Genomic DNA, 22,125 nt, shown 5'->3' on the forward strand with positions numbered 1-22,125 from the left:
ACCTTTTAAATTATAATGCAAGCGTAACATAAATCACACAATGTTAGTAGTTAATTAAGATGGAATTTTAAGGGAAGAGGGTGTTCAAAAAGGTTTGTCTTTGAGGCTATTGAAAAAGGTACGGTTTTGACCTTTTTCAATAGCCTTTAAGCAATGGGCGGAACCGTTGCTTTGTATTAAAGCCTGCTATGAGTGGTTTTTTCATAGCAGGCGAGAAACGTGTGGAGCCATTGCTGCTTCCTCGAATCTGTTAAAAAGGACTTCTTTAGTGCCTTCCTGGCTTTTCCCTTTTTGAACACTTCCTGATGAAATGTATGAAACGGAGTCAATGTCCAGCTAGCTCTTTTTTGAGAAAGCTTCTTATTGATTATAATTCTTCTTGATAAACGCTTTGTAGATGTTCTTGCATGTGAATGAGTTGATCTTGTTCTGTAGGACTTGAATTAGTAAAAGCAGAATGAAGGGCAAGTTTAGCGCGTTCTAATTCTTTTAATACGGCTTCTCGTTGGATTTGTGTTTCAGCAGCTAATGCTAATAGCTCAAATCTCGCAACGGATTCTCTTGCTTCTTGAAAACTAATATGATTTCCCATTATTTCCCACCTTCATCAGGTTTCTTTCTGTGGAGACGCTCAGCCTTTTCAATAGACATATCGCCCATAATCATCATGTCAATCTCAGTATTTTTAGCTGGTATAACAGAATCTTTCCTATCTTGATTAAACTGATTTGATTGGGATTTCTTACTCATTCGCTTGACTCCTTTTAATGAAAATGAATTTTACGTTTCTAACGTACCCCATTGCTGGAAATTCATTCTATAGGATTAGCGTAAGTTTAATGCTTCTTCTAAGTAAATGGCAACGCCATCCTCTTCGTTTGATAACGTAATGTTGTTAGCAAGAGTTTTTAATTGGTCGATGCCATTAGCCATGGCCACCCCTTGTCCTGCATATTCGATCATCTCAAAATCATTGTCCTCATCACCAAATGCGATGATTCGTTCTCTCGGAATTTGATAAAAATCGGCAACCTTTTTTAAGCCTAGAGCCTTGTTCATTCCCGCTTTCACAATTTCAATGACATTCCACGGAGCACCCCAAACTCGTTGGTCAATTACTTCGGCATGTGCATCAACAAGGAGATTACGGAGTTCTTTGATATGATGATCTTGTGGGTGGATTAATACACAAGTAGGATCTTCTTTTAGAATATGTAATAAATTTCCATGGTCAACAGGGTTTTGACCTGAAAGAAAGGTCTCTACAAATACCTCATCGAAATTTCTTAAGTAAAAATCATCAATTACTTCAACCATAATATTGCTAACGTTGAATGCTTCACATGTTTCGATGACTGTTTTTGCCGTCTTTAAATCAAGAGGCGAATGGTATGTACCAAAACTTTTATCATGTGGATGATGGACAAAAGCTCCATTAAAATTGACAATGGCTGTATCAAGATTTAATTCTTGGTAATACTGGCTGCTAGCTCGGTACGGACGGCCAGTAGAGATCGAGACGATATGACCTTCTTCTCTCGCTTTAGCTATCACTTGTTTTGTGCGCGGTGTAATGGTCTTTTCGTCGGTTAGTAAAGTTCCGTCTAAGTCAAGAGCGATTAAGTGTTGTTTTGACATCAAATCTACCTTTCTCTAGAAAGTTAATGTTAAGTATGGAAATTTCCTTTTTTGAACAATCTATCCTATAAAATTTCTGTATTCGTTCAAATATTAACGAACAGATATATGTTATGATAGACATGCTTTTAATAGTAATATCTCCAAAAAGGAGGGAAAGCAGTGAATGTATTATTTGAGAACTTTGGTTTTCGAGCTTTGTGGACACCAGAGTTAATGTTAGGATTACTAATTATTGGAATCCTTTATTTTTTACTCGTTACAAAATGGCGAGATCGTTTTAAAGGAGCGACTCCTGTGCGAACGAGACAAAAAGTATATTTTGTCTTAGCGTTGCTCGCACTATATATTGGTTGGGGTAGCCCTCTCTATGTTGCTGGACATATTATGATAAGCTTCCATATGACACAAATGGTGTTTGCTTATTTTATTGCTACACCACTCTTTTTATTAGCAATCCCTTCTTGGTTTTTCCAAGCGATTGTTGATCGCTTTCGTTCGCCTATTACCGAACGAATTTTTCGTGTAATTTGGAGTCCGATTGTAGCTTTGTTTTTATTTAATGGACTTTTTTCATTTTATCATGTCCCGTTTATGTTTGATACTTTGATGCAGTCTGTTATTTTGCACAGCTTATATGAGTACCTGTTATTATTTGCGGCTGCCTTAATGTGGTGGCATATGATTGCTCCGCTTCCAAGTGCATTTCCTTTGTCAGATTTGCGCCGAGTAGGGTATATTTTTGCAAACGGGATATTAATTACTCCTGCCTGTGCGTTAATTATTTTTGCACCTACAACCCTATACCAAACATACACGGACCCAGCAATTTGGGCACAAGTGATGGCGTATTGTTTGCCACCAGGCACAGAGGTACCAATGGGTCTTCTTTCAGGACCTAATTCCTTTACGTTTCTTGAAGCAAGGATGGACCAACAGTTAGCTGGTGTGTTAATGAAAGTTATGCAGGAAATTACGTACGGTTTTACCATTGGCTACGTATTTAAGCAATGGTTAAAGAAAGAAAAACAGCAAGAGGGAACACTAACGATTAGCGACATTCCAATAGCAAAATCGTAAAACTTCTTAAATAAAAATGATAAGACTACTAAAAAAGATCGTTATATTTTTTAGTAGTCTTCTGTTACTAAGGAAGCCTTTAAAAACGTTTCCTTAAAGAAAGAGGGATTAGTAATGAAACTAGCAAGTATAATTGTTCTAGCATTCTTTTTAAGTGGATGTGGATGGGTGTATCAAGTTGGCAGTGGTAGTTCTTCGGAATATGACTTTTCAGAAGCGCAAGTGGAAGTGGTACCATTTGAATTTACAAACCAAAATGGGGAGACCTATGGATCGGAACAATTAGAAGGTAAGTATTGGTTAGCGAATATGATTTTTACGTATTGCCCGACCGTTTGCCCTACGATGACTCCGAATATGCAACGTCTTCAAGCCACGATGCAGGAAGAGGGGGTTGAGATGTCATTTATCTCTTTTACAGTTGATCCAGAAAGAGATACGGCAGAGCAACTATTATCGTATGGAACTAATGTAGGCGCTGACTTAGATTCATGGCAGTTTTTAACGGGTTATACGCAGGATGAAATTGCTGCTTTTGCAAGAGATAGTTTTAAAACGGTAGTACAGGATACAGATGGTGACGATATTGTTCATAGTACGAGCTTCTTTTTAGTAGATCCGAATGGTCAAGTCATTCGTAGATACGATGGTTTACAGACAAACCAAGACAGCATCGTTGAAGATTTATTAGAGACGGTTCAATAGAAGCTCATTCGTTGACAAGCGGTGAGCTTAAGAGTAGGTTTAAGTGACGGAGGTGAAAGAATGCTAGAAATTCCTAAAAGAAATATAGCTTTGTGTTTCGTCATCGCAGCATTACTAGTTGTTTTAGCTGGGTGCGGTTCGGATGATGGCCAAGTACAAGGCGATCTTACTCTTCTAAATGAAGACGGAGAAGAAGTAACGCTAACAAATAAAGAACGTGCAACGATCTTGTTCCACTTTACTGAAGTTGGCTGAGGCCTTTGTCAGCAGCAACTAGTTCAGTTGCAAGATAACTTACATTTATTTGAGGACTTAGATGCAGATCTCTATGCAATTAGTACAGATAGTCCTGAAAATTCAAAGAGACTAAAAGAAGCAGGTGCTTTTACATTTTCATTTTTATCCGATCAAACGTTTGAAGTTATTGAGCATGTTAGGATGAAAAATGATCAAATGTCTTATCGAGGGATTAGTATTTTAGATAAGAATGGAAACTACATTTATCATCAAGTGAATGATTTATGGGGTGACCAAATAGAAGCTACAAGAAATATTATTTATGATGAATTTGAAAATATAAATGAGTAACAGAGTAGACATTTACCACATTCGGTAGGTGTCTATTTTGTTTTAGTATGAATAAATCAACTTATGATTAGACAGACACATATAAAAAAACAGTGAAGTATAATGGTTTCATGTTCGGTGATTTAGTCAGAATAATGAACGAAATAAATCCAATTCAAATGAGTCAGGAACAAAATGAAACCATTTGACTGAAAAATGGGTAAAATAAAATAAAAATACAGTTGAATTAATTTTTATACATAGATATAATGAGTACCAAGATCAAAAAGAGCAGATATAAAAAAGTTAGGAGAGGGAATAATGAGAGTTGGTATTATCGGGGCTACAGGTTACGGTGGCGCAGAACTATTAAGGTTGTTAAACCAACATCCTCATGTGCAAGAGGTTGTTTTGTATACATCGTCAAAAGAAGGTATGAATATACAAGAGTCTTATCCACATGTTTCAAATATATATAATCAAACATTAAAATCCATCGATATTACATCGATTAAAGATGAAGTAGATACGGTCTTTCTCGCTACACCCCCTGGAGTCTCAGCTGAATGGTCAGGACAGATAGCTGAAGCAGGATGCAGAGTTATTGATTTGTCTGGAGATTTGCGATTGCAGAATCCAGAGGTTTATGAAAAGTGGTACAAACGGGAAGCAGCCCCACTAGCATTAATTAAGGATTCTGTATATGGGCTGCCGGAATGGAACCGAGAATCGATTCAGAAGGCGCAAATTATCTCTAATCCTGGATGTTATCCTACAGCAACATTACTTGGGCTTGCTCCATTAGTTAAAAATAAGCTAATTGACGTGGATTCAATTATTGTAGATGCAAAATCAGGAACATCCGGAGCAGGACGATCACCTTCAGCAATCACGCATTTTAGCGAAATGAATGAAAACTTTAAAATATATCAAATTAATCAACATAAACACATTCCTGAAATAGAACAAAATTTACACCAGTGGGATGAACAGGTTCAGAGTATCACATTCCAACCTCATTTAGTTCCTATGGTACGAGGAATCATGGCTACCATTTATGCAAAAGCGAATCAGAGAATATCGGAAACGGAGCTACGTGATTTGTATAAAGAAGCGTATATGAATGAATATTTTGTTCGAATTAGGCCAGAGGGAGTCTATCCAGCAACAAAAGAAGTGTACGGAAGTAATTATTGTGATATAGGCGTAACTTACGATGAACGAACAGGACGTATTACTGTAGTTTCTGTTATTGATAACGTCGTTAAGGGAGCATCAGGTCAAGCAATTCAAAATTTCAATTTAATTCATGGATTCGAAGAAAGTACGGGGCTAACTCTTGTTCCTATGTATCCATAATGGAAGGTGGTCATCTCATGAAAGGCATAGCGAATGCACCAGTGATAACAGAAAAAGAAAACGGAAGTATTGTAACTCCAAAAGGATTCCAAGCAATTGGGTTGCATACAGGGGTAAAAAGAAAAAGATTAGACCTTGGTGCTATCTATTGTGAAGTACCAGCTAATGTAGCGGCCGTATATACTTGTAACAGAATTCAAGCTGCTCCATTAAAAGTGACAAAGGAGTCAATAGCAAAAGAAGGCAAGATCCAGGCTTTAGTTGTTAACAGTGGAAACGCTAATGCTTGTACCGGTGCAAAAGGCTTAGAAGATGCTTATCAGATGAGAAATGAAAGTGCCAAACACTTTAATCTACCGCCTCATTATGTTGCAGTAACGTCAACAGGGGTCATTGGTGAATACTTACCAATGGAAAAAATCTTACCCGGTATTACAAAACTTACTCCAGAGTCATCGTTAAAAGGTGCAGAATTATTTAATGAAGCAATATTAACAACAGACACGATTAACAAAAAAGTTTGCTTTCAGACGACTGTGGATGGGAAGACGGTCTCGATAGGTGGTGTCGCAAAAGGGTCTGGTATGATTAATCCGAATATGGCGACAATGCTTTCGTTTGTAACAACTGATGCAAATGTAGAATCTTCCGTATTGCAAGAAGCATTATCTTCAATTACGAACCAAACATTCAACAGAATTACCGTTGATGGGGATACATCAACAAATGATATGGTTGTTGTTATGGCTTCAGGATTAACAGAAAATGAATCACTCACACCAACGCATCCTGATTGGGACAGTTTTTATCAAGCTCTTAAAGCGACGTGTGAATCGTTAGCGAAGCAAATTGCACGCGACGGGGAAGGTGCGACAAAATTAATTGAAGTTCAAGTTACTGGAGCGCTAACAGATGAAGAAGCGGGAAAAGTAGCAAAGAAAATTGTTGGTTCAGATTTAGTAAAGTCAGCTGTCTATGGTACTGATGCAAACTGGGGCAGAATTATTTGTGCCGTTGGGTACAGTGGTTGTGAGATTAATCCAGACACAATAGATATAGCGATTGGACCTGTGCAAACACTTGTTAAAAGCCAACCTATCTCGTTTTCAGAAGAGGAAGCGAAATCATATATGGAAAATAACGATACAGTTGTTATAAAAGTCGATTTACAAGTTGGTAAAGGTACAGGTAAAGCATGGGGTTGTGACTTGTCTTATGATTATGTACGAATAAACGCTGGATATAGAACATAGGAAAGACGTTTCGGGAGGGGAAAGTAGTGAAAGATGTTGTCGTTATCAAGTGTGGAGGTAGCACCATCGCTGAATTATCAGAAGAGTTTTTCAAAAGTGTTGTCAAAATGCAAAAAGATGGGAAGCACCCGATTGTTGTGCATGGTGGAGGTCCTGCTATCAATCACCTTTTGCAAAAACTAGATATTAAATCTGAATTTGTTGATGGTCTTCGTAAAACGACGGAAGATGTGCTAGACACAGCTGAAATGGTGCTATGTGGGAAGGTCAATAAACAAGTGGTAACTAGTTTACATCAGGCTGGAGGTCAGGCAGTCGGGTTATCTGGATGTGACGGTCAATTAATTGAAGTCGAACCAGTAAATGAAGGGATGCTAGGTTATGTTGGAGAGCCAACAAAGGTTAATACGAACTTACTTTCTTCTCTAATGGAACTGAATATGATTCCTGTTATTGCTCCAATTGGCATGAATGCAGAAGGAACTCATTATAACGTTAATGCTGATAGCGCAGCAGCAGCTATTGCAAAAGAGTTAGGTGCCGAACAATTAGTTTTTGTTACAGATGTAGATGGAATTTTAAAAGATGGAAAGTGTCTTGAGAAAGTGACAATAGAGGAAATCGAGTCCTATATCGCTGACGGAACAATCTATGGTGGGATGCTTCCAAAGGTAAGAGCAGCTCTCTCAACACTAGCAGGAAACCTCCAATCTGTAATGATTATGAATGGAAAATCAACGAATGTTGGAAAAGATGGGTCAGTACAAGGAACAACAATTTTGAAATCAAAGATGAAGCTTTATGTTTCGTAAGGAGGACAATAATGAGTGCACTTTTTCCAACCTACGCTAGATGGGATATTACACCTGTAGAGGCGAAGGGCTCGAAACTAATTGATTCAGATGGTAAGGAGTATTTAGATTTTATTTCGGGAATTGCTGTTTGTAATCTAGGTCACTGCCACCCTAAAGTAATTTCTTCAGTTGAAGAACAGATGAAGAAATTATGGCATGTATCGAACCTATTTCAAATTGAAGGGCAAGAGCAAGTGGCCGAGCAACTTGTTGATCACAGTGTTGGTGACTATGTCTTTTTCTGTAATAGTGGTGCAGAAGCCAACGAAGCAGCGATTAAACTCGCAAGGAAGTCAACAGGAAAGCATCACATTGTTAGCTTAACTAACTCATTCCACGGTCGGACTCTTGGAAGTATGGCTGCAACAGGTCAAGATAAAATTCACCAAGGATTTGGTCCACTTTTAACAGAGTTTACGTATATTGAAATGAATGATTCTGAAGCTTTAAAAAATACTGTTACAGAAAAGACAGCAGCAATTATGGTTGAGGTCATTCAAGGTGAAGGTGGCATTCGCTTGATGAGCGATGAATACGCTGAGTCACTCAAGGCTGTATGTGAACAATTTGGCTGTTTACTTATTATTGATGAAGTACAGACAGGGATCGGACGTACCGGCACGGCATTTGCTTACGAACAATTTGGGTTATCACCTGACATTATTACAGTTGCAAAAGGACTTGGTAATGGATTTCCAGTTGGTGCATTAATTGGTAAAGAACAACTAAAAGAAGCATTTACACCTGGAAGTCATGGCTCAACGTTTGGCGGGAATCCACTTGCCATGGCTGCAGCTAAAGCTGTGTTAACGGAAGTGTTTAAACCTGAGCTATTAGAATCTGTTCAAGAAAAAGGAAAATGGTTCAAAGCCGAGTTGGAACAGAGACTAGTCGATTCAAAAATTGTTGAAGAAGTTCGTGGAAAAGGACTTATGCTTGGAATTGCCTGCCATATTGAAGTAGCACCAATTATTAAGGCATGTATAGAGAATGGATTACTTGTATTGCCTGCAGGTCCAAAGGTTCTTCGGATCTTACCACCTTTAGTTGCAACGAAAAGTGAACTAGAGCGTGCATGTGAAATCTTGTCAACTGTCTTTCTGGCAATGGAACAAAAACAAAGCGTAAACATATAGTACGAACGAATAATCACTACTGTTGATGTAGTGGTTTTATATAAAGCAAGCATGTATAAAAATTAAATGATTAGTATAAGTATTCGTCAATGGGTGGAGGGAATCAGATGAAAGGATACGTAGTATTAGAAAACGGTGAGATGTTTGAAGGTATTCTTCATGGCAAAGAAAAGGAAGTACATGGAGAGATTGTGTTTTTTACAGGAATGTCAGGATATCAGGAAGTGTTAAGTGATCCATCGTTTAAAGGGCAAATGGTCGTGTTCACGTATCCACTAATAGGGAATTACGGGGTGAATGAAGTTGATTTCGAAAGCATTACTCCACAAGTAAATGCCTTACTAGTAAGTGAATTATCAAATGAAGGATTCCATTATGAATCATGTTCATCCCTAGAGTCCTACTGTGAGAAGCATTCAATCCCACTCGTGTCAGGGATTGATACGAGAGCGATTGTGAAAAGGATACGAGAACAGGGCGATATGCGAGCGATCATCACAACAGATCCAACGAATCTATCATTCAATCAATCTATTCCTCTTGGTCAGCAGGAAGTAGTACCAGAAGTATCAACGAAAACAATCAATACGTATGGAAGTGGCGATCATCATATTGTCATGGTCGATTTTGGATATAAGAAATCAATTTTAGATTCTTTGCTCGAACAAGGATGTAGGGTTTCCCTTGTTCCTTATGATACTACGTTTGAAGCAATTCAAAACCTTCAACCAGATGGAGTTATGTATACGAATGGTCCTGGAAATCCGAAACAACTACAAGAACTTCTTCCAACAATAAGAAAAGTAGCGATGAGTTATCCTACAATGGGTATTTGTCTTGGTCATCAACTGCTTGCGCTTGCTTTTGGTGCAGAAACGGAGAAGTTATCATTTGGCCATCGTGGCGCGAATCAACCAGTTATTGATTTAGCAACGAACAAAGTTTATATGACATCACAAAACCATAGCTATGTTGTTAATGAAGAATCACTTGATGGAACAGGGTTTAAAGCGAAATTTATGAATATTAATGATTCTTCTATTGAAGGGCTCATTCATAAGCAATATCCTGTTTTTACAGTTCAGTTTCATCCGGAAGCTCATCCAGGACCTTCAGATAGTGAACAGCTCTTCTTTACTTTCATAGAAATGCTAAGCAACAAGGGGAGAGAGAAAGCATATGCCTAAACAACAAAAACTAAAGAAAGTACTCGTTATTGGCTCAGGCCCGATTGTCATTGGGCAAGCGGCAGAGTTTGATTATGCTGGAACGCAAGCATGTCTAGCTCTAAAGGAAGAAGGAATTAAAGTAATCCTTGTCAATAACAATCCTGCTACGGTTATGACAGATGAGTCATGTGCTGATCGAGTGTATTTTGAACCTCTGACGGTTGAAAGCGTCGAGGCTATTATCCAAAAAGAACAGCCTGATGGAATCCTTGCCACTCTTGGAGGTCAAACAGGTTTAAATTTAGCGATGGAGCTTCATGATAAAGGAATACTAGCAAAATATGGCGTATATTTACTAGGTACACCGATTGAGTCAATTAAAAAAGGGGAAGATCGTGAGGCTTTCCGTGCGTTAATGCAAGAGCTTAATGAACCTGTTCCTGAAAGTGAAATTGTAACGACAAGCGAAGCGGCAATCAAATTTGCGAATGAGGTAGGGTATCCAATCATTGTCCGCCCAGCTTACACGCTTGGAGGAGCTGGGGGAGGAATCGCCTCTGATGAAGAGGAATTAAAACAAATCATCAAAGGCGGACTCTCTCTTAGTCCGATCAGCCAATGTTTAATTGAGAAAAGTATTGCTGGTTATAAAGAAATTGAATATGAAGTAATGCGCGATAGTAACGATACGTGTATTACGATATGTAATATGGAAAATATTGATCCAGTAGGGATTCACACAGGAGACTCAATTGTTGTTGCTCCATCACAAACTTTAACGGATGTAGAGTATCAGATGCTTCGCACGTGCTCTGTGAAAATCATTCGCGCGCTCGGGATTGTTGGAGGATGTAACATACAATTTGCTTTAGATCCTTATAGTAAGCAATATTATTTAATTGAAGTAAATCCTCGTGTGAGTCGTTCTTCAGCTCTGGCGTCAAAAGCAACTGGTTATCCAATTGCGCAAATGGCTGCTAAGGTAAGCATTGGTTACAACTTGCACGAAATCATTAATCCTGTAACAGGTCATACTTACGCTAGTTTTGAACCAGCACTAGATTACGTTGTAGTTAAATTCCCACGTTGGCCTTTCGATAAATTTGTTCATGCGGAGCGGAAGCTTGGAACGCAAATGAAGGCTACTGGTGAGGTAATGGCAATCGAACGGAATTTGGAAGCAGGTATCCAAAAGGCAGTTCGTTCTTTAGAGCTGAAGACGAATGGGTTAGATCTTCCGTCTGTAACAAAGAAATCAGAAGAAGAGTTGTTGTATCTAGTTAAACATGCTGACGATCGCAGGTTCTTTGTGTTGCTAGAACTTTTGAGAAGAGGCTATTCCCGACAAGCGTTACATGAGCTTACTGGTATTAATGCCTTTTTCCTTCAAGCATTTGAACGTTTGATTCAAATGGAGAAAAAGAGTAAAGAAACAAGTTTTGTGAACATAACTAAAGAGCAACTTTTAGCATACAAAAAAGCAGGATTTACGGATGAGTGGCTTGCTGCTGTTTGGGGAGTAACGGAGCAACAAGTTAGAGAAAAACGACTTGAGTTTAGTATTACTCCTTCATATAAAATGGTCGATACTTGTGCTGGAGAATTTATGGCTTCAACGGCTTATTTTTATTCTAGCTGGTCTGGTGAACATGATATTATTCCGCAATCAGGGAAAAAGAAAATTCTTTTAATTGGTTCTGGTCCAATCCGAATTGGGCAAGGAATTGAATTTGATTACTGTTCCGTGCAAGGAATCCAAAGTCTTCACCGTCTTGGCTATGAAGCCATTATGATGAACAACAATCCTGAAACTGTCAGCACGGATTATGCAACAGCTGATCGCCTTTATTTTGAACCATTGACCGTTGAGGATGTATTAAATGTCATTGATTTAGAGCAAGTAGAAGGCGTAATTGTTCAATTAGGAGGACAAACGGCAATTTCCTTAGTTGAAGGATTAGAAGCTGCTGGAGTAAGACTCTTTGGTACAAATCTTGATACGATTGACCAACTTGAAGACAGAGGACGTTTTTATTCATTCATGCAACAAGTTAATGTTCCACATATTCCTGGTGTAACAGCTACTAATGAAGAGGATGCATTAGAAAAAGCAGAACAAATTGGCTATCCAGTGTTAATTAGACCTTCTTACGTCATTGGTGGTCAGGGTATGATGTTGTTTGAATCGAAAACGGAATTTGTTTCTTATTTAGAAGATGAAGAATATACTGCAGCATTTCCATTACTTATCGACGCCTATTACCCAGGAGTTGAACTAGAAGTGGATGCGTTGACGGACGGAGAAAGTGTATGCATAGCTGGAATGTTTGAGCATGTGGAACGTGCAGGAGTACACTCTGGTGATAGTACCGCTGTCACCCCTCCATATTCGATAGCTAAAGAGATTAAGGAACTCGTTTCTGAATATACTGAACGAATTGCTAAAGGAATGGACTTAAAAGGGATTTTTAATATACAATTTGTGTTGTTTGAAAAGCAATTATACGTAATTGAAATTAATCCACGTGCATCAAGAACGGTTCCAATTTTAAGTAAAATTTCAAATCAGTCATTAATTGACTACACTGTGCAATTGCTTCTAGGTGCGTCTATGTCAGATTTGGGCCTAGTTCATCGCACTATGCCAGAGCCGCATTTTTACACGGTAAAAGCACCTGTTTTCTCATATCAAAAATTAGCTGGACTAGATCCGTTATTGGAAGCTGAAATGAAATCAACGGGAGAGTTGATGAGCATGGGAGCAGACCTTGATGAGGCATTTTTAAAAGCCTTTGTTTGGTCACAACAGTCAAAGCCGAAGCTATTTACGCAAACAGGGTCCATTTTTGTTGATGTAGCAGAGGAATTTAAAGATAACTTTGCTCCTTATGCTATCAAGTTGCAACACTTGGGTTTTACACTTGTAACAGATAAATTTTCAGATTGGGTGCAGTCAGATGAAGCAATCGCTCTAGTAAGCTTACCAAAGCTTGGTACAAAAGATGGTACTCTAAATCGCCAAGAAGCTTTAAGGCAGCGCTGCTCAGTTATTTCTGAATTAACGACATTAGATGTAATGCTAAAAGGATTAAACGTGAAAGAATTACAGTATCATGCCATTCAAGACTGGTGGTTAAAAGAGAAGGAACTTATTAAGTAAAGGGCGTGACAATAGATGAATGCAGCAATTGATAACAAAACATTTTCCGGACGTGATTTTCTTACATTACTTGATTACACACCAAATGAAATAGATACACTACTTAAAAGTGCTCTTACAATAAAACAAAATAAAGCCGAATATGCGGATGTATTAAAAGGTAAGTCATTAGGTATGATCTTTGAAAATGCATCTACTCGGACTCGTGTCTCCTTCGAAGTAGGAATGACACAACTTGGAGGTCACGCTTTGTTCTTAAGCCCACGTGACATGCAAATTGGTAGAGGTGAGCCTGTGAAGGATACAGCCAATGTGCTCTCGCGTTACGTTGATGCGATTATGATTCGAACGAATTCTCATGAACTGGTTGAAGAATTAGCAGAGCATGCATCTGTTCCGGTCATTAATGCTCTAACAGACGGGTATCATCCTTGTCAAGCAATGGCGGATTTATTAACTATTTACGAACATAAGAAAACGTTAAAGGGACTAAAGTTAGCCTATGTTGGAGATGGCAATAATGTAGCACATTCTCTTTTAGCAGCGGGTGCGAAAGTCGGAATGGATGTAAGCATTGCAACACCTAAAGGGTATGAAGTTAACCAAGAAATTTTTGAGAAGGCAAAGAAAGCAGCAGTGGAAACGGGCGCAACACTTGTTCAAACAAATGACCCACAAGAAGCTGTGAAAGATGCAGACGTTATCTACACAGACGTTTGGGCAAGTATGGGATATGAACAAGAGCAGGAAGAACGCTTGAATCAGTTTAGCCAATATCAAGTGAACACACAATTAGCAAGCTTAGCGAAAGATGATTTCATCTTCTTACATTGTTTACCTGCGCATCGTGGAGAAGAGGTAGCGGCTGATATTATTGATGGCAAACAATCTGCTGTATATGATCAAGCAGAAAATCGCCTACATGCACAAAAAGCTATTCTTTTAGCTTTAGTTTCGAACTCTTAATCCAACCTGTCATGATTAGTTACCTTATGGGTATTCTAATTGGTGAAGGAGGGATGCTACCATGGGTCAGAATCGATTATTCGAACCAGGTCAGAAAGCACCAAATAATGGCATATATGTAGAAATTGGTGAGACTGGAGACATGGTTCAAGATCCAAAGGCTTTAAAAATGGAAGCAGGCGACACGTTCCCTGATACCCAAAACCATAATCGAAAGTGGACACCAAAACCAAAACCAAAAGCCGGGCTGTAGAGATTTAACCAAAAGGTGCTTTTTACCTTTTGGTTAAATCTCGAAGCAATGAGCGAAGCCGCCGTAATGTTTCAAGCCTTTTAGGAGTGATCTTCTCCTAAAAGGCGCACGGCGAGTGAAGCCATTGCAAACATGTTCGCACTATTCAAGGTTAAAGGGAATTTTCCCCTTTTGATTCAGGTTCGAACCATAAGCGAAGCCGCCGTAATGTCTTAAGCCTTTTAGGAGTGACCTTCTCCTAAAAGGCGCACGGTTAGCGGAGCCATCGCAAACATGTTCGCATAACATCAACCAAAATAAACCTCTTTTTCTTCTTAACGACTAATCTTTAGAAGAAAAAGAGGTTTTTTATATTAAATCAAGTATTAATAAATAATTAATTAATTAATTAATACTTTTGCTTCCGTTTTCCAATTTGTTGCATAACGTAGTAAGGATACTACATTGAAAATGATGGGAGAGACGTAAAACAATGATACGTGCACGTTTTTTTCGCATTGAAGAACAGTGGAACGTCATCTATCTTCCAGAACGTCCAAGTGGTTTTGCCGTTTTTTTTATTGGAGACAATGGGATGTTAGTTGAAAAGGATACGAGTGATTGGGAGCATCATCCTGAGAAAAATCAATTTTTAGATGATTTATTGAGTAGAGGATATACAGTCGTAGCTTCTTCACTTTTTAACCGGCACTGGGGAGGCCCCCGAGCGTTTCAGTTATTTGAGAAGCTTTACTCAATTGTACTAAAAAAAGAAATTTTGAATGCTAAAATTCATTTATTTGCCCAAGGTAGTGGAGCTTTAGTTGCCTTGAGATTTTTACAGTCTCACGCTAAGCAAGTTCGATCTTGTTATTTTGTAAATCCATGCTTTTTTTTACAAGCTTATTTTGAACAGGAACAAGAAAATAAGCTATATTTTAAACGATTACAAAAAGAAATCGGTGAAGCCTACGATCTCCTACCAAAGGAAATAACTTCTGATAAAATAAAGGAAATCACACCTGAACTGACGGAAGGAGCGGTTCCACCACTTTCAATTCATTGTCATATGCAGGAAAAGCATTTCCCTCTTCAAACTCAAAGCCGGCCTTTTCAACAACAGTTGGCCGAAAGACAAATCCTTGTTAATTTGCGTATACATGGAAACGATAAATCCTTCTATAAAGCAGTGCAGTCAGCTTTTCCATTTTACAAGAAGCATGAAGTTAAATTATAGCCTATCTCTTTAGTGACATAAGAGAAGGCTCTTTACATAACTTGATAGTATAGGGGGAAAAGCAAATGAAAAAAGCACTTGTCACTGGGGGATTAGGTTTTATAGGATATCATATGGCTGAGCGGCTTCTGATGGAAGGCAAAGAAGTAATTATTGTCGATAAAATGTCAACAGAGAGGAAAGCAGAACAGGAAGAAAAATGGTTGAGAATTGGAAGAAATGATTTAGTTACCTTAATTGACGAAAAATTAGAAGACATTAACTTGGAAAAAGTGCTAAACGGTGTCGATGTGATTTATCATTTTGCCGCAGCGACATCTTCAGATAGCAAATGGCCAAAGTTAGCGAAGGTGATAGAAGATAATGTGAGTTTAACAAAGAAGTTAGTGAAAGCTATATCGAAAAAAGCGACACTTATTTACGCTTCTACGGTAGAGGTATATGGAGAACGTCCAGGAAAAATCACAGAGCGGACACCAACTAATCCGACTTCCGCCTATGGAATAACAAAATTAGCTAGCGAAAGGCTCATTGAAAAGGAATGCAAGGAGCGAGGGATTTCCTATCAAATTGTGAGACTTCCAACAATTTATGGACCATGGCAAAGGGCGGATATGACGTATCAAAAAATTCTACTTGGAAAGAAAGAGCTAGAGATTGATCGCTCCACATTAGATGTAATTTATGTTGAAGACTGCGTGGAAGCTTTTCTATTGGCAGCTAGCATTGATAATAGGAATGAAATTTTTCATTTATCATCTGGTCAGGAAGGGACATGGTATGAGGGGCTTCGATTGTTAGGGCGGCAAGAAATAACGAAACAAAATCGTATAAGAACGACGCTAAGTAATGAGAAATCAACAACCTTACTTGGATTCACCCCAAAAACATCACTAGAGAAAGGACTTGCCAAACAGCGTGAACATGTGAAACAATGGCAGAACCAACAACGGTTGTGATAAGGGTGTGAACAGGTGCAGAGGAAAAAAGCTATCGTAGGTATCATAATCTTTGCGATTGTGACAATTTTTACTTTTTTTCTCCTTCAGAACGTATTTCAGCTTGGAGAGGGAGTAAGTGTTATAGTAGCATTATTTTTAGGTGGAATTGTAGAATTTTTGTATCAAAAAAAGGGTGACTCGTTGTAGAAGCACTGAAAAAGGTCGACTTTCACCTTTTCAGTGCCCTTTGTAGTCACCCTTTATTGGTGAAAATAGTGGTTGGTGTGAAGCAAACTTCTATGAATTTGATTTTATAAATGAGTTTTCGTAGAACCTCATTTCAGGATATTTATCAATAGCTGTCCGCATTTGGAACTCATTCTCAAAGAGAACAACGATTCGTCCATCTCGGTCCGTTACAAGGTTACGCTGTGACTTTTTGAAGGCTTCCATTGCATCTGCTGGTCCATCAGCCCAGCGTGCAAACGAAAACGGCAACCGTTCCAATTGAATATCGACATGATATTCATGTTTTAAACGGTACTCTAACACTTCAAATTGAAGTACACCCACTACCCCAACAATTTGCTGCTCAGCAAAACGATTATACGTCTTGAATAATTGGATTGCGCCTTCTTCGGTTAATTGTTGTAATCCCTTTTCATAGGACTTATGCTTCAGTGCTTCTTTGACCGTAATTGCACTGAAAAATTCAGGTGAAAAATGCGGCATTTCAGCAAACTCAAAATTATCGCCTTCGACAAGTGTGTCTCCAATTCGAAACGTACCTGGATCAAATAACCCTATTATATCACCTGCATAGGCCTCATCAACAATGCTTCGGCTCTGTGCTAAAAATTGGGTCGGTTGTGCAAGTTTTAAATTTTTCCCAACTCGAACGTGCTTTACAGACATTCCTCGTTCAAATTTTCCTGATGTTATACGGAGGAAGGCGATACGATCACGGTGAGCCGGATTCATGTTCGCTTGAATTTTAAAAATAAAGCCAGAAAATGACTGATTTTCTAATGGTTCAATTAGCCCCTTTGAACTTTCTCGTGGAGTCGGAGCAGGTGATAACTTTAAGAAATGCTCTAAAAATGTTTGCACACCGAAACTTGAGATAGCACTTCCAAAGAAAATAGGTGTAAGCTCCCCTTTGGCAACAAGTCCTGGGTCGAATTCATCTCCAGCAACGTCTAGTAATTCCAATTCTTCACGAAACTGTGCGACTAACCCCTCATCACCAATCGCTTCATCTAACTTCGGATCGTCCGGACCAGTAAGCTGAATCACATCAATTTCTTTTGGATTCTCCGGATTGTATAATTCAAGCTTTTTGTTATGCCTGTCATAAACTCCTGAGAAAGACTGCCCCATTCCAATAGGCCAGCCCATTGGATATGAGCGAATACCTAGTAAGTTTTCAAGCTCCTCCATTAATTCAAATGGATCGCGACCTTGGCGATCTAATTTGTTCATAAATGTAAAGATGGGAATTCCACGCATTTTACATACTTTAAATAATTTCTTCGTTTGCGCTTCAACCCCTTTAGCAGCATCAATTAGCATTGTCGCAGAATCTGCAGCGGTTAAAGTACGATACGTATCTTCACTAAAATCTTCATGCCCTGGCGTGTCGAGAATATTGACATGATATCCATCATACAAAAACTCAAGAACAGAGCTTGTAACAGAAATCCCACGTTGTTTCTCAATTTCCATCCAGTCACTCATCGCATGTTTTGAATTTTTCTTTCCCTTAACAGAACCTGCTTCTCGAATTGCTCCTCCAAATAAAAGAAGCTTTTCTGTTAATGTTGTTTTCCCGGCATCCGGATGGGAGATAATCGCAAAAGTCCGACGCGATTGTACCGCTTTTTTATAATCCATAAAATATCCTCACTTTTACTATAAAATTGTCTCGGTTCATTATAACAGTGTTGGTTGAATGTTTCACCTGCATTTAAAGATAAACAACCTGTATTCCTAATCCTAAGTTATTCATCACAAAGATTACATTCATATTACAAGTTCGTATCAAAATGAAAGATGTAGAGGATTCAAACATAGTATTAACGAATAGGTAGGACAAAAGTAGTTATTATGTAGTAGATTGTAGAATTGTGAAAGAAAATAGAGCAATTATAGTTTAATATATAAGTGTAAACATTAGGGAGCGTGTCAACATGATTATTCAACGATTATTGCTTTTATTGTGGATGCCTATTCTACTTATCGGTTGTTCTAATATTAATAGCCAATTGCCGTTAGAGAATCGAGTAGGCTTATTACTAGAAGATACAATTGATGACCAAGGGTGGAATAGTAAAGGGTATCAAGGATTATTGAACATCCATTCGAACCTTAACATTGATGTTGTTTTTATGGAAGATATGAATACAGAAGCAAAAGTTAATAAAGCGGTTGAGGATTTTGCCGAGAGTAAAGTTAATTTAATTTTTGGTCACGGTCGTTTTTATGCAGATCTTTTTACAGAGCTTGGACCTAAATATCCTAATATTCATTTCGTAAGTTTTAATGGTGAAGTTGATGGAGATAATGTTACAAGTCTCCATTTCGATAGTTATGCAATGGGCTTCTTTGCTGGTATGGTGGCAGCAGCAATGTCTGAAAATGGAGATGTTGGGGCAATCGCTGCGTTTGATTGGCAGCCAGAGGTAAAGGGGTTTCATGATGGCGCGAAACTAAACAACAAAAAGACGACCGTTCACCTGAAGTATGTAGAAGATTGGGCTAATAGAGATGTGGCCCTATCGTTATTTGATGAGTTAAAGCAAGAGGGTGTAGATGTGTTTTACCCAGCTGGTGACGGATACCATGTTGAAGTCATTGAAGAAATTCGGAAAGAAGGATTATATGCCATCGGTTTTGTAGGCGATCAAACAGACCTAGGTGAGTCAACGGTATTAACAAGTACTGTACAGCATGTCGATTATTTATATGAGCTTGTTGCTAAGAGCTATTATAAGCATGAATTAGAAGCAGGCAACTTACGATACGATTTCCAAGACGGAGTTATTTCATTAGGTGAATTTAGCTCAAGTATTCCAGAAGACATCATTGTTCAAATTAAAGAGGCTGTAAAGACATATATTGAAACAGGAGAGCTACCTACTGAGCCTATTTTATAACTAACTTGCTTGCGTTTATAGGGTTGTCCATAGTATTGTAATGATGATAAGTATGATAATAGAGGTGGTTGATGATGAATAACCCTGAGATGAATATGAAATTTATGCAAATTGCTATGAAACACCTTCCTGAAGGAAAAAAGTTTTTAGATGAAAAAGGTATAGAATTGAATATGGAAGATTTACAGCCCATGTTAGAATTGTTGTTAAATGTTATGTCAGAAGCTTATGAACTTGGAAAAGATCACACTACTGAAGAATCGAAATAAATTAATGCAGAGCTAGCTCGACCTGAGTCAAAACTCAGAACGAGCTTTTGTTTTGTCTATAAGTTATAGAGGAGGAGTATGGATGGAGAAAACGGAGAAATTAAAAGCTTTTGCACAAGAAATGAAAGAAGGCTTTCAATTAGTAAAAGAAAAGCGTGATGATGAGGCATTAAATAAATTGAAACCTTTCGTAGAGTTAATGAGAAGAAGCGGTGCCCCGCATATCCGTCTTTTTTCTACTTATAGTATTGCACAAATTCGTACGGGTGATTTAGAAGGCTTCCTGCAGACATATGCTGAAGTAAAAGAGATGGAAGCAAAAAGTGAGGAAGAAACAAAGTTCAAAAATCAGTTAGATGGCTTTTTTAATGATCTCATGGCGGAGTTACAAAAAGATGGTGGACAACCTTCCTAATGGATGAGAAATGAATGGAACGCTAACAGTTAATCGTTAGCGTTCTTTTTTTTAGAAGACGTATCATTCTCATCATCTTGATTAAACATGGATGCAACCTTACTAGCTAGAGGAGCTAGTTTAACGAGATAAGGGCTAAGAGATTGGACTAGAGCAATAATATTTGCGAGTTGATCACCTTGTTCATTTGAGTTCTGGTTGCTAGCTTCTGGAGAAGCTTGATGATTTTGTGCAGGCTGTTGTTCTGAATCCTTTTCTTGTTCTCTATTTTCAGGAACAGGTGGTCTTCCAAACATTAATTCAGAAAAAAAATCAGGTTGTTGAGGTCGTTGATTCTGTTCGTCGCTCATGGTAACTTTCCTCCTCATAACTTACTCTATGATTATTGTATGATTATGCTTGTGACACTGTGTAAAGGCACTTACCTAAATAAGATGTAGATAGCCCAAAGATAAACAGCAGTCTGCTATTAACGAGAAGAAAAAGCGGCTTGCTATTAATGAGAAGAGAGCGAACATGATTGCAATGGCTCCACACGCTGCGCGCCTAAAGGAGAAGGTCGCTCCTTTAGGCTTAAAACATAACAGCGGCTCCGCATGCTGCATCGTCGATAATTCAAAAGGAAAAAGCGGACTGTTTTAACGAGAACAGAGCGAACATGATTGCAATGGCTCCACACGCTGCGCGCCTAAAGGAGAAGAGCGCTCCTTTAGGCTTAAAACATAGCAGCGGCTCCGCATGCTGCATCGTCGATAATTCAAAAGGAAAAAGCGGACTGTTTTAACGAGAACAGAGCGAACATGATTGCAATGGCTCCACACGCTGCGCGCCTAAAGGAGAAGGTCGCTCCTTTAGGCTTAAAACATAGCAGCGGCTCCGCACATTGCATCGACGTTCATCCAAAAGGAAAACCATCTTTTGGATGAACGTCTTGTAGACATATTTCTTTTCTTACTGTAAAATTAGTATCAGGTACTAATAATAACCCAAAAGGTCGTGTGTTTCGCGAAAGGGGATTGAGTAAGATGACAAAAGCAGGAATTTTAGGTATGGGAAGCTATATTGGAGAAGAGCTTGTCACAAATGCTGATTTTGAAAAGAAAATAGATACAAATGATGAATGGATTCGAACGAGAACAGGAATTGAAGAAAGACGCTTTGCGCCAAAAGATGTTGATAGTTCGGATATGGCTTACTTGGCAGCTAAAGATGCATTAGAACATGCTGAAGTTTCAGCTGAAGATATAGATTTAATTTTGGTGGCAACTGTTACGCCAGACATGCCCTTTCCGACGGTATCTACATTAATTCAACACCGTCTAGGAGCAAAAAAGGCAGCTGCAATGGATATTAGTGCAGCATGTGCGGGATTTATTTATGGACTAGCAACAGGACAACAATTTATAGAAACCGGTGCATACAAGAATATTCTTGTTGTTGGTGTGGAAAAATTATCAAAAATTACAGATTTTACTGACCGTAATACTGCAGTCTTGTTTGGAGATGGTGCGGGAGCGGCAGTTCTAGGGCCTGTTTCTGAAGATAAAGGAATTTTAGCCTTTGAATTAGGTGCTGATGGAACTGGAGCCATGCATATTAATCAACAAGGTAAGTATCTACAAATGAACGGCCGTGAGGTATTTAAATTTGCTGTGCGTCAAATGGGGGATTCATCACTACGAGTGCTTGAGAAAGCAGGTTTAACAAAAGAGGACTGTGATTTTCTCGTACCACATCAAGCAAATATTCGTATAATGGAAGCGGCTAGAGAGCGATTAGACCTTCCGGTAGAAAAGATGTCCAAAACAGTTCATAAATATGGAAATACATCTTCTGCCTCTATCCCTATGGCTATGGTAGATGAGTTAAGAAGTGGTAAGATTAAAGATGGAGATTTACTTGTTTTAGTAGGGTTTGGAGCTGGTCTGGTATGGGGATCTGTTGCAATTAGATGGGGAAGATAACCATTACGCAAAGGAGAGAATGACT

22 protein-coding genes and 1 pseudogene are annotated in these 22,125 nt (G+C 38.6%); 18 read left to right on the plus strand and 5 right to left on the minus strand.

Annotated features, from left to right (window positions below; genetic code table 11):
- Positions 1-367 precede the first annotated feature (367 nt).
- The 3 genes from AC1FXP_RS09850 to AC1FXP_RS09860 all read right to left on the minus strand — a co-directional run bounded on the left by AC1FXP_RS09850 (position 368) and on the right by AC1FXP_RS09860 (position 1,638).
- A complete protein-coding gene (locus tag AC1FXP_RS09850; RefSeq protein ID WP_480060806.1) occupies positions 368-592 on the minus strand; it encodes a DUF3813 domain-containing protein in 225 nt (74 codons plus the stop codon).
- Positions 592-750 (minus strand): hypothetical protein, encoded by a 159-nt coding sequence (locus AC1FXP_RS09855; RefSeq protein WP_480060808.1) that lies wholly within the window; start codon positions 748-750, stop codon positions 592-594. The genes AC1FXP_RS09850 and AC1FXP_RS09855 overlap by 1 nt, the downstream gene beginning before the upstream one ends.
- A gap of 75 nt (positions 751-825) precedes the next feature.
- A complete protein-coding gene (locus tag AC1FXP_RS09860; protein ID WP_480060810.1) occupies positions 826-1,638 on the minus strand; it encodes a Cof-type HAD-IIB family hydrolase in 813 nt (270 codons plus the stop codon).
- Positions 1,639-1,800: 162 nt separating this feature from the next.
- Here AC1FXP_RS09860 and ctaG point away from each other — a divergent pair, with 162 nt between their 5' ends.
- The 14 genes and pseudogenes from ctaG (at position 1,801) to AC1FXP_RS09930 (ending at position 16,315) form a co-directional block, all read left to right on the plus strand.
- Entirely contained in the window at positions 1,801-2,718 is a 918-nt protein-coding gene (ctaG, locus tag AC1FXP_RS09865; protein ID WP_480060812.1) for a cytochrome c oxidase assembly factor CtaG, read from the plus strand.
- 114 nt (positions 2,719-2,832) lie between these two features.
- Positions 2,833-3,423: an SCO family protein gene (locus tag AC1FXP_RS09870; RefSeq protein WP_480060814.1), complete on the plus strand. Its 591-nt coding sequence runs from the start codon at positions 2,833-2,835 to the stop codon at positions 3,421-3,423.
- Positions 3,424-3,483: 60 nt separating this feature from the next.
- Positions 3,484-3,678, plus strand: a complete 195-nt coding sequence (locus tag AC1FXP_RS09875) for a hypothetical protein (protein WP_480060816.1) — start codon at positions 3,484-3,486, stop codon at positions 3,676-3,678.
- A gap of 18 nt (positions 3,679-3,696) precedes the next feature.
- Positions 3,697-4,011 (plus strand): annotated as a pseudogene (locus AC1FXP_RS09880) (redoxin domain-containing protein); the annotation flags it as partial.
- Between the two features lie 300 nt (positions 4,012-4,311).
- The gene (argC, locus tag AC1FXP_RS09885) at positions 4,312-5,349 is read left to right on the plus strand and encodes an N-acetyl-gamma-glutamyl-phosphate reductase (RefSeq protein WP_480060818.1); all 1,038 of its coding nucleotides are present in this window, start codon (positions 4,312-4,314) and stop codon (positions 5,347-5,349) included.
- A gap of 17 nt (positions 5,350-5,366) precedes the next feature.
- Complete coding sequence (argJ, locus tag AC1FXP_RS09890; protein ID WP_480060820.1) at positions 5,367-6,602, plus strand: bifunctional glutamate N-acetyltransferase/amino-acid acetyltransferase ArgJ; 1,236 nt, start codon at positions 5,367-5,369, stop codon at positions 6,600-6,602.
- Positions 6,603-6,628: 26 nt separating this feature from the next.
- On the plus strand, positions 6,629-7,414 hold the full coding sequence (argB, locus tag AC1FXP_RS09895) for an acetylglutamate kinase (protein ID WP_480060822.1): 786 nt from the start codon (positions 6,629-6,631) through the stop codon (positions 7,412-7,414).
- A gap of 11 nt (positions 7,415-7,425) precedes the next feature.
- The gene (locus AC1FXP_RS09900) at positions 7,426-8,592 is read left to right on the plus strand and encodes an acetylornithine transaminase (RefSeq protein ID WP_480060824.1); all 1,167 of its coding nucleotides are present in this window, start codon (positions 7,426-7,428) and stop codon (positions 8,590-8,592) included.
- A gap of 107 nt (positions 8,593-8,699) precedes the next feature.
- The gene (locus AC1FXP_RS09905) at positions 8,700-9,779 is read left to right on the plus strand and encodes a carbamoyl phosphate synthase small subunit (RefSeq protein WP_480060826.1); all 1,080 of its coding nucleotides are present in this window, start codon (positions 8,700-8,702) and stop codon (positions 9,777-9,779) included.
- Positions 9,772-12,921, plus strand: a complete 3,150-nt coding sequence (locus AC1FXP_RS09910) for a carbamoyl phosphate synthase large subunit (protein ID WP_480060828.1) — start codon at positions 9,772-9,774, stop codon at positions 12,919-12,921. The genes AC1FXP_RS09905 and AC1FXP_RS09910 overlap by 8 nt, the downstream gene beginning before the upstream one ends.
- A 15-nt stretch (positions 12,922-12,936) precedes the next feature.
- On the plus strand, positions 12,937-13,887 hold the full coding sequence (gene argF / locus AC1FXP_RS09915) for an ornithine carbamoyltransferase (protein ID WP_480060830.1): 951 nt from the start codon (positions 12,937-12,939) through the stop codon (positions 13,885-13,887).
- Between the two features lie 61 nt (positions 13,888-13,948).
- Positions 13,949-14,140, plus strand: coding sequence for a YjzC family protein (locus tag AC1FXP_RS09920; protein WP_250097083.1), 192 nt, complete (start codon positions 13,949-13,951; stop codon positions 14,138-14,140).
- A gap of 472 nt (positions 14,141-14,612) precedes the next feature.
- Complete coding sequence (locus AC1FXP_RS09925) at positions 14,613-15,356, plus strand: alpha/beta fold hydrolase (protein ID WP_480060832.1); 744 nt, start codon at positions 14,613-14,615, stop codon at positions 15,354-15,356.
- 65 nt (positions 15,357-15,421) lie between these two features.
- A complete protein-coding gene (locus tag AC1FXP_RS09930) occupies positions 15,422-16,315 on the plus strand; it encodes an NAD-dependent epimerase/dehydratase family protein (RefSeq protein ID WP_480060834.1) in 894 nt (297 codons plus the stop codon).
- Positions 16,316-16,594: 279 nt separating this feature from the next.
- Here the strand turns inward: AC1FXP_RS09930 and AC1FXP_RS09935 are convergent, their stop codons facing one another.
- Positions 16,595-18,190 carry a peptide chain release factor 3 gene (locus AC1FXP_RS09935; protein WP_480060836.1) on the minus strand — a complete coding sequence of 532 codons (1,596 nt, stop codon included), beginning with the start codon at positions 18,188-18,190 and terminating at the stop codon, positions 16,595-16,597.
- A 296-nt stretch (positions 18,191-18,486) separates the two neighbouring features.
- Here AC1FXP_RS09935 and AC1FXP_RS09940 point away from each other — a divergent pair, with 296 nt between their 5' ends.
- From AC1FXP_RS09940 to AC1FXP_RS09950, 3 genes are all read left to right on the plus strand, one after another.
- A complete protein-coding gene (locus AC1FXP_RS09940) occupies positions 18,487-19,452 on the plus strand; it encodes a BMP family ABC transporter substrate-binding protein (RefSeq protein WP_480060838.1) in 966 nt (321 codons plus the stop codon).
- A gap of 74 nt (positions 19,453-19,526) precedes the next feature.
- Positions 19,527-19,721 (plus strand): ComZ family protein, encoded by a 195-nt coding sequence (locus AC1FXP_RS09945; protein WP_480060840.1) that lies wholly within the window; start codon positions 19,527-19,529, stop codon positions 19,719-19,721.
- An 82-nt stretch (positions 19,722-19,803) separates the two neighbouring features.
- The gene (locus AC1FXP_RS09950) at positions 19,804-20,136 is read left to right on the plus strand and encodes a hypothetical protein (RefSeq protein WP_480060842.1); all 333 of its coding nucleotides are present in this window, start codon (positions 19,804-19,806) and stop codon (positions 20,134-20,136) included.
- A gap of 29 nt (positions 20,137-20,165) precedes the next feature.
- Here the strand turns inward: AC1FXP_RS09950 and AC1FXP_RS09955 are convergent, their stop codons facing one another.
- Positions 20,166-20,486, minus strand: coding sequence for a hypothetical protein (locus AC1FXP_RS09955; RefSeq protein WP_480060844.1), 321 nt, complete (start codon positions 20,484-20,486; stop codon positions 20,166-20,168).
- A gap of 675 nt (positions 20,487-21,161) precedes the next feature.
- On the opposite strand from AC1FXP_RS09955, the gene AC1FXP_RS09960 reads away from it, so the two are divergent.
- Entirely contained in the window at positions 21,162-22,100 is a 939-nt protein-coding gene (locus tag AC1FXP_RS09960) for a beta-ketoacyl-ACP synthase III (RefSeq protein ID WP_480060846.1), read from the plus strand.
- Positions 22,101-22,125 lie beyond the last annotated feature (25 nt).

The sequence above is a fragment of the Halalkalibacter sp. HAAS-P013 genome (genome assembly GCF_056619925.1).